This is a genomic window from Hymenobacter psychrophilus, assembly GCF_900107135.1.
In the GTDB taxonomy this organism is placed as follows: domain Bacteria; phylum Bacteroidota; class Bacteroidia; order Cytophagales; family Hymenobacteraceae; genus Hymenobacter; species Hymenobacter psychrophilus.
Window position 1 is genome coordinate 332,201 of the sequence record NZ_FNOV01000003.1, and the last position, 15,306, is coordinate 347,506.

The window sequence follows — 15,306 nt, forward strand, 5'->3', positions numbered from 1 at the left end:
CTTTTTTCGGAAGCCCATCCTCTGCCCTGCCTCATGCTCAAGATAAACAAACAGGACGCCCTCGATTACCACTCCCGCACCCCTGCCGGCAAAATTGAAGTGGTACCTACCAAGCCCGTCAGTACCCAGCTCGATCTGGCCCTGGCCTACTCGCCGGGCGTGGCCGAGCCCTGCAAGGAAATTGCCGCCGACAAGGATGCCGTGTACAAGTACACGGCCAAGGGCAACCTAGTGGGCGTTATCAGCAACGGCACGGCGGTGCTGGGTTTGGGCAACATCGGCCCCGATGCCAGCAAGCCGGTGATGGAAGGCAAGGGCGTACTGTTCAAGAAGTTCGCGGGCATCGACTGCTTCGATATTGAAATCGACGCCACCGACCCCGACGAGTTTATCCGCATCGTGAAGTCGCTGGAGCCCACGTTTGGCGGCATCAACCTGGAGGATATTAAGGCCCCCGAGTGCTTCCAGATTGAGACGGCGTTGCGCGAGCAGATGAACATTCCGCTCATGCACGACGACCAGCACGGCACGGCCATCATCTCGTCGGCGGCGCTGCTGAACGCGCTGGAAGTGGTGGGCAAGCAGATTGAGAACATCCGGCTGGTGGTGAGCGGGGCGGGCGCGGCGGCCATTTCGTGCCTGCGCCTGTACCTGGCGCTGGGTGTGCGCCGCGAGAATGTGGTGGTCTTCGACAAAGATGGCCTGATTACGCCCCAGCGCACCGACCTGGCCGACATGCAGCTGTTCTTTGCCACCGAGCGGCCGATTACGACCATGGCCGAGGCCCTGCACGGCGCCGACGTGTTCCTGGGCCTGTCGGCCGGCAACGTGCTGGCCCCCGAGCTGCTGCTGAACATGGGACCCGACCCGATAGTGTTTGCGCTGGCCAACCCCGATCCGGAAATTCCCTACGAGCTGGCCATGGCCACCCGGTCGGACCTGATTATGGCCACCGGCCGCACCGACCACCCCAACCAGGTGAACAACGTGCTGGGCTTCCCCTACATTTTCCGGGGAGCCTTGGATGTGCGGGCCACCGAAATCAACGAGGAGATGAAGCTGGCCGCGGTAAAGGCCCTTTCGGATTTGGCCAAAGAAGCCGTGCCCGAGATGGTGAACCGCGCCTACGGCGACAACACGCTGTCGTTTGGCCGCACCTACCTCATCCCCAAGCCCCTCGACCCGCGCCTGATTACTACCGTGAGCCCGGCCGTGGCGAAAGCAGCCATGGACAGCGGCGTGGCCCGCGTCCACATCACCGACTGGCTGGCCTACGAAGACGACATCCGGGCACGGCTGGGCGTGAACCAGAAGCTGATGAACCGCATCACGTCGGCGGCCCGCAGCAACCCCAAACGGGTGGTATTTGCCGAGGGCGACAACTACAAAACGCTTAAAGCAGCCCAGATTCTGCGCGAGGAGGGCATTGCCTTGCCTATTCTACTCGGCAACCGCAACAAGATTGAGCGCATCGCCGCCGAAACCTCCCTCGACCTGGAGGGCTGCGAAATCATCGACATCATCCGCGAAGATGAGCGCCGCGAGCGGTACGCTGAACTGTTCTACCAGAAGCGCCAGCGCCGGGGCATCACGCTCTACGAGGGCCGCCGGCTACTGCGCGAGCGGAATTACTTCGGCTCGATGATGCTCGAAACCGGTGAGGCCGACGCCTTTATTACGGGCCTGAGCAAAGACTACGGCAAATCTATCATTCCGTCGTTGCAGGTGATTGGAGTAGCCGAAGGAGCCAAGCGGGTGGCCTCGATGTACATCATCCAGCACAAGAAAGGGCCCTTCTTCTTCGCCGATACCACCGTCAACATCGACCCCACGGCCGAGGAAATGGTCGACATTATCGGCCTGACGGCGCGGGCCGTAAAGTTCTTCGACACCGAGCCGCGGGTGGCCGTTATCAGCTACTCCAACTTCGGCTCGAACCCCGGCGAGTTGCCCGACAAGGCCCGCCGCGCCACCGACCAGGCCAAGCAGCGCTACCCCGACCTGCTGCTCGACGGCGAGATGCAGGCCAACACGGCCCTCAACCCCGAGCTGCTGCAGGAGCAGTATCCGTTTTCGCCCCTGGCCGCCCGCGGCGGGGCCAACACGCTCATTTTCCCCAACGTTATCAGCGGCAACATTGCCTACAAGGTGCTCCAGGAAATTGGGGGTGCCGAGGCCATCGGGCCGGTGCTGATGGGTATGCGCAAGCCGGTGCATATTCTGCAGCTCGGCGCCTCGGTGCGCGAAATCGTGAACATGGCCGCTATTGCCGTGGTCGATGCCCAGCAGCCCGGCGGAAAAGGGCTATAAGCAGTACCTAGACGAAGAACTGTCATCCTGAGCGCAGCGAAGGACCTTACCCCGTCACAACGATTCGTTAATACGAAGTCGTTTCGACGGGGTAAGGTCCTTCGCTGCGCTCAGGATGACAGTTTTTTATTTCCGCGCTCCGGCACCGCCCCACTTCCTTCACCTTCACTTCATGCGGGTCGAAAAGGAGTGTGTAACTTGGCACCAAACCGGCTACGGCCGCGTTGCGCCGATTCCCCCCTTATCTACTCTCTGCTCGCATGATTGCTTACATTGACGGCAAGCTCGCCTATAAAGACCCCGCCCAGGCTATTTTGGATGTAACCGGCATCGGCTACGAAATCCGGATTTCGCTGGCGACCTACGCCAAACTGCCGGCCGAGGAAGAAAAAATCAAGCTCTACACTTACCAGCACATCAAGGAAGACGGGCAGACGCTCTACGGCTTTCTGGACCCCAACGAGAAGGCGCTGTTTATGCAGCTGATTTCGGTGTCAGGCATCGGGCCGGGCACAGGCATCGTGATGGTATCGTCGATGTCGGTGGGGGAAATCCGGCTGGCCATCGTCAACGAAGATGTGCGGGCCATCCAGAGTATCAAGGGTGTGGGTCCTAAAACGGCCCAGCGCGTGATTCTGGAGCTCAAAGACAAGCTGCGCAAAGACGAGCTGCTGGCCAAGGCCGGCATTGATACCGTTCCGCTGGCCAAGGCGCACAATACGAGCCGTTCCGAGGCGTTAGCCGCTTTAGTGATGCTGGGCTTCGCCCGGGCGGCGGCCGAAAAGTCGCTCGACCAGATTCAGCGCAAGCACGGCAACGACCTGACGGTAGAGGAATTGATTAAATTCGCTCTTAAGTCTAATTAGATTAGCGCTTAGTGTGTCGTAGATAGTGCCTGGTTTTTTCAAAGACAGTCAGTTGGCATAGCCTCAACTTTCTTAACCCCAACAGCACCATCTGAGCGACCTAAGCACTATGCCCAATCAACTAGGCCCTAACTCTCTCGACGCATATTGACGATTGACTACCAGTAAGAAGTTCTCCGCCAGCGCCTTTGTGGTCCTGGTTTCGTTGGTGGCCTGGTGGTCGGAAGCCTCGCCGTTGGCAGATGGTGCGGCAAACCCATTTGCGCTGGGCCAGCTGTGGGCCGACTGGCTACCGGCCGGTTTACGAACCGCCGGCGGCTTGGGTTTCGCCCTGACTGCGGACACGCCCCGCATCGATACCACCCGCTACCAGCCCGGCACCCGGCCCCGGGTGGCCCCGGCCGACCGCCGCGGCTCGCGCTTCTCCAACCAGCGCCGCCGCTCGCCGCTGGTGCTGCCCCTGCCCAATAACGTGCAACTGCAGGTGCAACCCGACGACAGCCTGAAGAACTTCGATATCCGCGAGGGTATTGGCTTCGACCTGAACTTCCGCGACCCCAGCCGCATGACGTTCGAGGAGTACTCGCGCTGGCAGCAGCAGAAGGCGGTGCGCGACTACTTCCGCGAGCGGTCGGGCGGCGGCGGCGTGGCCGGCGACCCCAACCAGCCCGACAACCGTCGCCTGATTCCCAAAATTTACCTCGGCCCCATGGCCGACCGCATTTTCGGGGGCAGCTACGTCGACATCAGGCCCCAGGGCGCCGTAACGCTGCGCATGGGCTACCGCGGCAACCGCAACGAAAACCCCACCCTGACGCTGCGCCAGCAGAAAACCGGCGACTTCCAGTTCGACCAGAACATGAACCTCAATCTGACCGGGCAGATTGGGCAGAAGCTGCGCTTGACGTTTAACTACGACACCAAGGCAGCCTTCGACTTCGAAAACAACATGAAGCTCGACTACACGGGCTTCGACACCGATATTATCCGCAAGGTGGAGCTGGGCAACGTGAGTTTGCCGCTCAATAATTCGCTCATCACCGGAGCCCAGAACCTGTTTGGGGTGAAGGCGCAGTTGCAGTTTGGCCGCCTGGGCGTAACCACCATTGCTAGCACTTTGCGCGGCCAGGCCGACGAGGTGCGCATCCAGAACGGGGGCCAGAGCCGGCCCTTCGAAATCAAGTCCAGCCAGTACGAGAAGGACCGCCACTACTTCCTGAGCCAGGCGTTTCGGGAGCGGTACGACGGCTCGCTGCGCAACCTGCCCACCATCCAGAGCGGCATCAACATCACCTACCTCGAAGTGTGGGTGACCAACGACAACCGCCAGAGCGACAACCTGCGCAACGTGGTCACGCTCATGGACGTGGCTGAGCCCACGCGCGTGTACCGCCAGCAATTCCTCAAGCAGGCCGGCCCCAACGCGCTGGCCGACAACCCGGCCAACACCGAGCTGAGCGTCATCCGCGGCCTGCCCAATTTCCGGCAGGATTTGCAGGTGGACGACAATCTGCGCGCGTTGGGGCTGGACAAGAACACCGACTTTGAGCACGTGCGGGCCCGCAAGCTCGACCCGCGCGAGTATACCTACAATGCCCAGCTGGGCTACCTCTCGCTGAACACCCAGCTGCTGCCCGAGCAGGTGCTGGGCGTGTCGTACCAGTACATTTACAACGGCAAAACCTACACCGTTGGCGAGATTCAGAACGACTACTCGCAGGTGGGCACCGACCAGGTAATTTTCCTGAAGATGCTCAAGGCCACCAACCCCGCCGTGGGCCTGGCCGACCCGACGCAGAACCCGCTGAACAAAAACCTGCTCACCCGCAACCTGCCAACCTGGGATTTGATGATGAAAAACATCTATCCCCTGAATGCCCAGCAGCTCAACCGCGACAAGTTCGAGCTGCAGATTGTATACAAGGACGACGTGACGGGCGTGGATCTGATTTCGCTCAAGGAAGGCCAGAACATTGCCAACCGGCCGCTGATTGAGGTTTTCAACCTCGACAACGTGAACCCCAACAACGACCGCAACCCCGACGGCAACTTCGACTTCTTCCCCGGCATCACCATCGACACCGAGCTGGGCCGCATCATCTTCCCCGAAATTGAGCCGTTTGGCAGCTATCTGGCCAGCAAGTTCGATACCGTTGCCTCGCCCACCGAGCAGCAACTGGCCCGCAAATACGCCTACCGCGAGCTGTACAACCAGGTGCAGAGCGACGCCCAGCAACGCCAGGAAAAGGACAAGTTCTACCTGCGCGGCCGGTTCCAGGCCACCAGCACCGACGAGATTAACCTGCCCGGCATTGGCGTGGCCGAGGGCTCGGTGCGCGTGCGCTCGGGCTCCACGCTGCTCCAGGAGGGCGTCGATTACCAGGTTTTCTACGACCAGTCCAAGGTCAAAATCCTGAACCCGGCCTACCTCAACTCGGCCAACGAGCTGCGGGTGGAGTTCGAGAAAAACGCCCTGGTGCAGGTGCAGCCCCGCAAGCTGCTGGGCGCTCGGTTCGATTACCGGGTGTCGTCGGATATGTATTTCGGGGCCACGGTACTGCACTTGCGCGAGAATCAGGCCCCCGGCATCAACCGCGTGAACATTGGCGATGAGCCGGGCAACAATACCATCTACGGCTTCGACGTGAACATGCGGCGCGAGTCGCGGGCCCTGACGCGCTACCTCAACGCGCTACCCTTCATCTCGACCAAGGAAATTTCTACCGTCTCGTTCAGCGGCGAGTTTGCCCAGCTGCTGCCCAGCCAGAGCAAGCTCGGCAGCGGCAACAGCGGCGGCGAAAACGGCGTGTCGTACCTCGACGACTTCGAGAATGCCCGCACACCCTACACGCTGGGCGGCCTGAACGTGGCCGTGGCCTGGCGCCTGGGCAGCACCCCGCTGCCGCTGCGCCAGACGACGGCCACGGGCCCGGTTACAGGCCTGGAGTCGGGCTACAACCGCGCCAAGCTGGCCTGGTACACCGTTGACCAGACCTACTACACCAACGGCCAGAGCAAGCCGGGCAACATCGGGGCCAACGACCTGAAGAACCACTACGTGCGCGGCATCAAGCGCGACGAGGTGTTCCCGAACCGCAACCTGGGGGCCAACGGCAACTCGTTCGAAACGGCCTTCGACTTGGCTTACTTCCCCGACCAGCGGGGCCAGTACAACTACACGCCCCAGTTCGACCGGGCCCGGCCCACCTTCTTTGTCGATACCACTCCGGGCGCCAACGCCACCCGGCAGGCGGCTATTTCGCGCGAAATCACCTTCGATACCGACTTCGATAACGCCAACGTGGAGTACCTGGAGTTCTGGCTCATGGACCCCTTCCTGCCCGGCGAAAACGGCCGCGTGCTAGACAACGACGGCCACAACGCCAACAACACTACCGGCGGCGACCTGTTCGTGAACCTGGGCTCGGTGTCGGAAGATGTGCTGGAAGACAAGAATCAGTACGAGTTTGAGAACGGCATTCCGGTGGACGACACCAGCCCCGACGCCACGCCCACGGTCTGGGGCCGGGTGTCGCGCCAGCCCTTCCTCACCGATGCCTTCAACCCCGCCGCCGGCGCCCGCGCCAAGCAGGATGTGGGCCTCGACGGTATTGCTGACGCGGCCGAGCAGACTATTGCTCCCGGCTACGCCGACATAGCCGACCCGGCCGGCGACAACTTCCGCCACCACCTCGACCCCAGCTACGACCAGGCCGATGCCAAGGTGCTGGCCCGCTACAAGAACTTCAACGGCATGGAGGGCAACTCGCCCGAGGGCAGCCGCCTGAGCTCGACGGCCTACCCCGACAAGGAGGATTTGAACCGCGACAACGTGATTTCGGAGATTGAGCGCTACTACGAGTACCGCGTGCGCCTGCGCCCCGGCAGCCTCACCGTGGGCCAGAACTACATCGTGGACAAGGTGACCAACTCCAACGCCGACACCAACGGCGAGCCCGTGAGCTGGTACCAGTTCCGCATTCCGATCCGGCAGTACGACCGGGCCGTGGGCACGCCCGGCGGCCAGGAGTTCGGCTTTAAATCGATTCGGTTTTTGCGCTTGGCCATGACCAATTGGCAGCAGCCGGTGGTGCTGCGCGTGGTGCAGCCCCAATTTGTGGCCAACCAGTGGCGCCGCTACCTCACCAAAATTGCCGAGCCCGGCGGCATCCTCAACCCCGACACCGACGCCGACGAGTTCAGCATTTCGACGGTGAGCATTGAGGAGAACGGCCGCGTGGAGCAGGCCGGCGCCGGCTCGATTCCGTACCTGCTGCCGCCCAACATCCGGCGCGACCAGGAGTACGGCTCCAGCACCACCAGCCGCCTGCAGAACGAGCAGAGCCTGCGTCTGGTGGTGAGCGGTCTGCGCGACGGCTTTGCCAAGGCGGCCTACAAAAACCTGACGGTAAACATGCTGCGCTACAAGCGCCTGAAGCTGTTTCTGCACGCCGAAACCCAGGACCGCAACCTGCGCAGCGGCCAGACCCGCGGCTTCGTACGCCTGGGCACCGACTACACCCAGAACTACTACGAGTACTCGCTGCCGCTGGAGCTCACGCCCCAGCCCACCGGCTCGGGCGCCGCCTACACCGTCGATCAGGTGTGGCCGGTGGCCAACCGCATCGACCTGTCGTTGCAGGATTTCGTGGATGCGAAGGCTGCCCGTAACAAGGCCAGCGTAAACTACGGCACGCCTTACGTGGTCACGCTGCCCAACGGCAACACGATTACGGTGGTGGGCAACCCCGATTTATCGTCGGTGCAGGGCGCTATGATTGGCATTCTGAACCCCAGCGACGACGGCGCCAGCCAGTCGCTGACGCTGTGGGCCGACGAGCTGCGGGTGGCCGAGTTTGAGAACGAGAGCGGCTGGGCCGCCACTGCCCGCTTCAACACCAAGCTGGCCGATATTGCCAACATCACGGCCACCGGCAGCTACGTCACCACCGGTTTCGGTGGCTTGCAGGACCGGCCCCAGCAGCGTTCCATCGACAACATTCTGCGCGGCGACGTGAACGCCACCGTGGCGGCCGACAAGTTTTTCCCGGAGAAGCTGGGCCTGCGGGTGCCGGTGCTGCTGCAGGCCGGCATTGAGAGCCGCGCACCCAAGTACGACCCGCTCGACCCCGACACCCGCCTGGAGCAGAGCCTGGAGAAGTTTGAGGATGCCGAGGAGCGCGCCGCCTACCGCCGCGAGGTAATCGACCAGACCAGCCAGCGCAGCATTTCGCTGCTCAACGTGCGCAAGGAGCGCACCAATCCCGAGAAGAAAGTGCGCCCCTGGGACGTGGAAAACCTGGCCCTGAGCTACTCGCTGACCGAGCGCAACCACACCGACATCCGCACCGACCGCGACTACACCCGCACCTACACCGGCGCGCTGGCCTACATCTACCAGGCCAACCCGCGCAACTATACGCCCCTGGCCAAGGTGAAGGCCTTCGACTCGCCCTACCTGGCCTTGTTCAAGGAAGTCAACTTCACGCCCCTGCCCTCGCGCTTCTCGTTTAGGGCCGATCTGGACCGGCGCTACAACGAGCGGTTCCTGCAGCGTACTCTGGAGCCCGGCCAGGTGCCGGTAACCGACGGCATTCCGGGCGTATTCCAGAAGATTTTCTACTTCAGCCGCATCTACGACATGCGCTGGGACCTGACCAAGGCCCTGGCCTTCGACTACACGGCCACCAACCGGGCCGTAGTCGATGAGGGCCCCGGCACCACTATTGGCGGCTCGCAGATTGCCAAGGACAACCGCCAGCAGCTGCGCGACAACCTGCTGAACGGCGGCCGGACCACCAACTTCAACCAGACCGTTGCCCTCACCTACCGCCTGCCGCTCGACAAGTTCCCGCTCACGGACTGGCTCTCGGCCGATGCCCGCTACGCGGCTACCTACAGCTGGCAGGCGGCCTCCACGGCCCTCACCCGCCCCGAGTTTCCGGCCCAGCCCGACAGCCCGCTGGTGCCGCTGAACCTGGGCAACACCATTGAGAACAACGGCGAGCTGAGCACCAATGGCAAGATTGATCTGGTGAAGCTCTACAACAAGGTGCGCTTCCTCAACATCATCAACAACGCCCCGCCGCCCGGCCAGCAGCCCCCCGCCGACCCCCGCGTAGCTAAAGCCGGATCCGCCGGTACCAACCCCGAGGCGGCCCCCGCCGACTCGGCCCAGGGCCCCCAGCTGCGGGCGCTGAAGGCAGTGCTTCGCTCGCTGATGACGGCCCGCTCGCTCAACTTCACCTACGTGCGCTCCAACGGTACGCTGCTGCCCGGCTACCTGCCCGGCACCCGCTTTCTGGGGTTCGATAACGGTTTCAATGCCCCCGGCCTGCCCTTCATTCTGGGCCAGCAGCAGGACCTCGACGGGCTGTTCCGCAAGTCGTTCAACAACGGCTGGTACACCAACGAGAGCCAGTATCTCAACACGGCGCTCAGCTCGCTGCTCACCGAAGCCCTCACGCTGCGCACCACCCTGGAGCCTATCCGCGACTTCAACATCCAGCTTGATGCCCGCCGCAACCTTGTGCGCAGCCGCCAGGTGTTCTACCGCGCCCAGGTCGATACGACTATGCTGCTGGCGCCGCTGGGCACTATTCCAACGGCCAGCAACCCGCTGGGCAACGGCACGTTTAGCACCTCGTTCATTGCCATCCAGACGATGTTTGGCGACCTGAGCGGCGCGGGCACTATTTCGAAGGCCTTCCAGCGCTTCGTGCAGAACCGCGAGGTGGTGCAGCAGCGGCTGGAAGCGGCCAAACTGAACTCGCAGGGCACCTACGGCTTCAACTCGCAGGATGTGCTGCTGCCCGCGTTTATTGATGCCTACAAGGGCCGCTCGTCGGATGGCTACAAGGCCGAGAAGTTCAAGCCCTTTTCTCAGCTGCCGCTGCCCAACTGGAACATCAGCTACAACGGCCTCTCCGAAATACCGCTGGTGCAGCGCTACTTCCGCTCGTTCCGCCTCAACCACGTGTACAGCTCCAGCTACAACATTGCCGGCTATAGCACCACCGTCGACTACCAGCAGGAGCCCGAAGGCCTCTCGACGGTGCTCAACCAAGCCCAGCGGTTCGTGCCCTACTACATCATCGGGCAGGTAACCATTGCCGACCGGCTGGCCCCGCTCATCGGGGTTGATTTCCAGACCACCGGCCGCCTCACCGGGCGCCTGGAGTACCGCGTCGACCGCACCATCGGCCTGAACTCGACCGTGGCCCAGGTAACAGAGCTGCGCCGCAACGACATTGTGATTGGGGCGGGCTTCGCCACCAACAAGTTCCGGCTGCCCTTCAAAATCGGGGGCGAGCAGCGGGTGCTCAAGAATGAGCTCAACGCCCGACTCGACCTGAGCATCAGCGAGAACTACGCCATCCAGCGCACCATTCTCGATGTAGTGGACCCCATCGACGGGGACGCCACGGGCACGACCAGCATCGGCCGGGCCTCCAGCCAGGTAACGGCCGGCACCCGCCAAGTGCAGCTGCGCCCCACCGTCGACTACGTGCTCAACCAGCGCCTGAACCTGCAGTTCTTCTTCACCCAGAACATCACGACCCCCAAAACCGGCAACGCCTTCAAAAACACCTCCACCGAAGCCGGCATCCAGCTCCGCTACAGCCTCTCGCAGTAGCGGTGATTTGGTGACTTGGTGATTTGGCCAGATGGTGAGTTGCTGTGCAGCGTTCCTGATTGCGCCACTTGCGCATTTAGGCCCTCGAAGCGTTAAACTCACCAAATCATCAAGTCACCAAATCACCGAATTCCCTGTACTTTTGAAGCGGGGTGCAGCGCGCCCCTTTTTTCCGTCCAAAACCTAAGCACTACTCCATGAATCTGCCCGCCACCCTGAAGTATTCCAAAGAGCACGAGTGGGTCCGCGTTGAGGGCGACGTGGCCTACATCGGCATCACCGAACACGCTCAAAAAGAGCTCGGCGACATCGTGTATGTCGACATCGACACCGTTGACAAAGACGTTGCCCAGAACGATGTATTTGGCACCGTAGAAGCCGTGAAAACGGTTTCCGACCTGTTCAGCCCCCTCAGCGGCACCGTGCTCGAAGTCAACGACAAGCTCGACGGCAGCCCTGAGCTGGTGAACTCCGACCCTTACGGCGACGGCTGGATCATCAAGCTCTCGATCAGCGACGCCTCCGAGCTGGAAAGCCTGCTCTCGGCTGAAACCTACGGCGAACTGGTAGGCGCTTAAGCGCCGCTCCTGCCGTTGGCTTTGCCTTCCGCAACGCCGCCCCCGCCACGTCGGCGCCCTTTGGTGGGCCTGCCGCTGGCGTGGGCGGCGTTTATTCTGGTGAGCACCCTCACGCCCGCCGCCGACATGCCCGTTACGCCCCACTGGGAGCTGCTTTCCTTCGACACGGCCGCTCACGCCTCTGTGTTCGGGGTGCTCACGGTGCTGGCCACGTTCTCAGCCTGGCGGCAGCGGCGCTCAGCCTGGCTGCGGGCCCGGGCGTTCGGCCTTGTGCTGGGGCTGGCCGTGGGCCTGGGCGCACTGGTAGAGGTGCTGCAGCATCTGCTGGCCCTGGGCCGCCACGGCGAATGGTCGGACCTGCTCAGCGACGCGCTGGGCGCGGCGGCCGGCACAGCCTTCATGTGGTTTACCCGCCGCTATTGGCAGTAGTTTTAGAACGATGTAGGGGCGGGGCTTGCCCCCGCCCGCCGCACGAACGAGCCGTTGAACGGGCCGTTACACGAACCCGATGGCGGGCGGGGACAAGCCCCGCCCTTACCTGCGCACTTTGAGTTCGACCAATCACTGAATATGTTGCCGCCGATGCGCCTTACCTCTTTCGCTCCTGCCCAAGTCCTGGCTAGCCTAGCCCTACTGCTGGCCGCACCCGCGCCGGCCGCTGCCCAGGACATGGCCCGCGTCCGCCAGACGATTACCGACCTCACAGCGCCCGGGCTACACGGCCGCGGCTACGTGAGCGGCGGCGAGCAGCGAGCCGCCGCTTACGTGCAGGGCCGTTTTCGCGCGCTGGGCCTGCAGCCCCTGGCGCCCGACTACTACCAGTTTTTCACGCTGCCCATCAATACCTTTCCGGGCCGCGCCGAGCTGCGTGCCGACGGCCAGCCGCTCTGTCCCGGCCTCGATTTCATTGCCGCCCCCGACTCGGGCCCCGGCGACGTGCGCGGCCCGGTGTACCAGCTCGACTCCCTGGTTTTCGCGCAGCCCGAGGCCCGGCAGGAGCTGCTGGCTACGCCGCTGGCCAAGGCCGTACTTGTGCTGACGCAGGCCCAGGCCGGGCGGCTGGCCGAGCTACCGCCCACCGTGCAGGCGCACCTGGCTACGGCCGCCGCCCAGCTCACGCTGGTGCCCGGCAAGCTCACGGCCAGCGTGGGCGGCGAGCAGGCCCCGCGGCCCCGGCTGCAGGTGCGGGCCGCTGCCTGGCCGGCCGCCGCTCGTACCGTTCGCCTGCGCCTCGATGCCCACCTGCAGCCCGCTTACCGCACCCAGAACGTGGTGGGTTACCTGCCCGGCACCGCCCGCTCCGATTCGTTCGTGGTGGTTTCGGCGCATTACGACCACCTGGGCCGGCTGGGGCGCGACACCTACTTCCCGGGCGCCAACGACAACGCCAGCGGCGTGGCCATGCTGCTGGAGCTGGCCGCCCACTACGCCCGCCCCGAAAACCGCCCGGCTTACTCGGTGGCCTTTCTGGCTTTCGGGGCCGAGGAGGCCGGGCTGGTTGGCTCGCACTACTTCGTGGAGCACCCGCTCGTTCCGCTGCCGGCCATCGGGCTGCTGGCCAACCTCGACCTGCTCGGCACCGGCGAAGAGGGCCTTATGGTAGTAAACGGGCGGGTGTTCGAAAACCAGTTTGCGCGCCTGCATCGCCTGAATGCAGCGGGTGGCTACGTGCCCTCGCTGGCCGCCCGCGACCGGGCCGCCAACTCCGACCACTTCCCCTTCTCCGAGCGCGGCGTGCCAGCGCTGTTCTTCTACACCCGCGGCGGCATTGCCGCCTACCACGACGTACTCGACCGCCCCGAAACGTTACCACTCACGGCCTTCAAAGCCGTTTTCGGGCTGCTGCGCGACTTTCTAGACGGGGCCGGCGCGGCTCCGGCCAGGCGCTGAGCACCGCCAGCTAAGGCAGTGACATGCGCTGCGTGAGGGCGGGGGCAACGGCAACTCCTGACGATAGGTTTACCACTGCACGCGAGATTCTTCGCTCCACTCAGAATGACAAGCAACTCACTTCTCACACTCTAACTACCGCCCAAAAGCACTTCACCCGGAATCTGCCTTGTGGCAAACTCCGGGTGAAGTGCTTTTATAATGAACCGCTGGGCGGCGCTGGCTTAGCTGTTGCTCTTGAACGAACCCATGATCTGCTTGGCCACGTTCTCCCACTCGGGCTTCTGGCGGTCGGCGCAGGTGAAGGTGCACATCAGCAGCTTGCCTTCCACATCGGTGAAGAAGATGAAGGTGTACGACTCGCGGCCCAGCTCGGGCTTCATCAGCTCGAGGTAGCCCACTTTGCGGCCACTTACTTCCTTCACGCCGTGGCTGAACCAGGTAGCTCCCTTGTACTGCTTGGCGTAAATCTTATAGAAGTTGTCGTGGTACATATCCACCATCTCCTGGTCCGCCGTGTTGTCGGTGTAGGAGAAAGCCAGGCTCACTTCCTTGTTGTTGGTGTAGATGACGCTGGGACGGCTCTGCGACTTGGCATAGTTGAAGTCCATCTGCTGCTCGCTCATCACCTCAAAGCCTTTGGGGATAAGGATCTCCACCCGCTCGCTCAGAACGCGCTTTTTGATCAGCTCAACTTCTGCGAAAGGACGGGCTGCCATCAGCAGCACCATCAGGCAGAGTACGGGTAAGGTAAGTAGGGCTTTTTTCATAGTTGTAGGCTGAAAAAAGATGGGTTGCGAAGTGAGGAAATCCAGCGGGAAGGCGTTTGCCGGGCTGCTTGGATAACACAATTTACGATTAAAAAACTGAAGAGCAAGTCATTTAGCAAAAAACAGCTGACACTCCGACTGACTGACTACGCTTATTTGGCTACGAAAGACCATTCAATGGGCTTATCGAGGGTTTCAGCAGTGTATATTACTTTTATGCATTCTAAGCAGATACCTGGAGAAGTGCTATGTAATATAAAGAATAAACTATACAGAAAAATGTCCTTAAAGTTATATTAAGTCTCTACACTAGGTAGCAAATTATGGTTTGGGGCTTATAGAATATTGTTGATTTGCTCCTTGATTTTTTCCAATTCCTCCTTCATACTCACCACCATATGCTGCATGGCTGAGTCGTTGGCCTTGGAACCAATCGTGTTGATCTCTCGACCAATTTCCTGCGAAATAAACGCTAATTTTTTGCCCGTGGGTTCGGGTAAACCGGCCGTTTCGATGAAGTAGCGTAAATGGTTGCCCAATCGCACCTTTTCCTCGGCAATGTCAAGCTTCTCGATATAGTGCAGAATCTCCTGCTCGAAGCGGATGCTGTTGAAATGCTCGTTGGCCGAGATGTCGGCCAAGTGGCTTTGCAGGCGCTGGCGAACCTGCGCCACACGGCTGGGGTCGTGGCGCTCCACCTCGGCCAGCAGCCGGCTGATGTGCTCGACATAGCCCAGGATTTCGGTGGTGAGGGCTTGGCCCTCGGCGCGGCGAAACTCGTGCAGGCGCTCCAGGGCCTCGTGCAGTAACGGCAGTAGCTCGTCCCAGCTGGTTTCGGTTTCCTGAGGCTCGGCGGCGGCGGCGGCATCGGTGGCGGCGGGCAGGCGCAGGGCCCCGGGCAGCGCGTGGGCCACGGCCGTTACCTGGTCGAACGACAGGCCAGTGCGCAAACTCAGGGCCTGCAGCTCCTGGCAGGCGGCCGTCAGGGCAGCCTCATTTACAATAGAGCCACCCGCAGCCGTAGCGCGCGGGCGGGTGAAATCGAGGTTGAAGTTGACTTTACCGCGCACCAGGCTTTTAGCCAGCAGATTACGGATTTCCAGTTCTTTATCCTGCAGAAAGCGGGGCAGGCGCAGGGTGAGGTCGAAGCTTTTGGAGTTGAGCGACTTGATTTCGACGGTGGCGGCGTAATGGTCGGTTTCGCGGGTGGCGATTCCGTAGCCGGTCATGGATTGGAGCATGAGCAGAGAGGGGGT

The 15,306-nt window shown here is 62.1% G+C and carries 8 protein-coding genes; 6 read left to right on the forward strand and 2 right to left on the reverse strand.

Features of this window, described 5'->3' with window-relative positions; genetic code table 11:
• Positions 1 to 33: 33 nt before the first annotated feature.
• The 6 genes from BLW21_RS06415 (at position 34) to BLW21_RS06440 (ending at position 13,280) form a co-directional block, all read left to right on the forward strand.
• Positions 34 to 2,310 carry an NADP-dependent malic enzyme gene (locus tag BLW21_RS06415; protein ID WP_092738621.1) on the forward strand — a complete coding sequence of 759 codons (2,277 nt, stop codon included), beginning with the start codon at positions 34 to 36 and terminating at the stop codon, positions 2,308 to 2,310.
• Positions 2,311 to 2,570: 260 nt separating this feature from the next.
• A complete protein-coding gene (gene ruvA, locus BLW21_RS06420) occupies positions 2,571 to 3,176 on the forward strand; it encodes a Holliday junction branch migration protein RuvA (RefSeq protein ID WP_092738622.1) in 606 nt (201 codons plus the stop codon).
• 154 nt (positions 3,177 to 3,330) lie between these two features.
• A complete protein-coding gene (sov, locus tag BLW21_RS06425) occupies positions 3,331 to 10,812 on the forward strand; it encodes a T9SS outer membrane translocon Sov/SprA (RefSeq protein ID WP_245711825.1) in 7,482 nt (2,493 codons plus the stop codon).
• A 197-nt stretch (positions 10,813 to 11,009) separates the two neighbouring features.
• Entirely contained in the window at positions 11,010 to 11,390 is a 381-nt protein-coding gene (gene gcvH / locus BLW21_RS06430) for a glycine cleavage system protein GcvH (RefSeq protein ID WP_092738623.1), read from the forward strand.
• Positions 11,391 to 11,411: 21 nt separating this feature from the next.
• Positions 11,412 to 11,819, forward strand: coding sequence for a VanZ family protein (locus BLW21_RS06435; RefSeq protein ID WP_139255107.1), 408 nt, complete (start codon positions 11,412 to 11,414; stop codon positions 11,817 to 11,819).
• A 153-nt stretch (positions 11,820 to 11,972) separates the two neighbouring features.
• Positions 11,973 to 13,280: a M28 family metallopeptidase gene (locus BLW21_RS06440; protein WP_175470878.1), complete on the forward strand. Its 1,308-nt coding sequence runs from the start codon at positions 11,973 to 11,975 to the stop codon at positions 13,278 to 13,280.
• A gap of 224 nt (positions 13,281 to 13,504) precedes the next feature.
• Here BLW21_RS06440 and BLW21_RS06445 read toward each other — a convergent pair whose 3' ends face one another.
• Both BLW21_RS06445 and BLW21_RS06450 read right to left on the reverse strand, forming a co-directional pair.
• Positions 13,505 to 14,050 (reverse strand): hypothetical protein, encoded by a 546-nt coding sequence (locus BLW21_RS06445; protein WP_092738626.1) that lies wholly within the window; start codon positions 14,048 to 14,050, stop codon positions 13,505 to 13,507.
• Positions 14,051 to 14,385: 335 nt separating this feature from the next.
• Positions 14,386 to 15,291 (reverse strand): YicC/YloC family endoribonuclease, encoded by a 906-nt coding sequence (locus BLW21_RS06450; protein WP_092738627.1) that lies wholly within the window; start codon positions 15,289 to 15,291, stop codon positions 14,386 to 14,388.
• Positions 15,292 to 15,306: the final 15 nt, after the last annotated feature.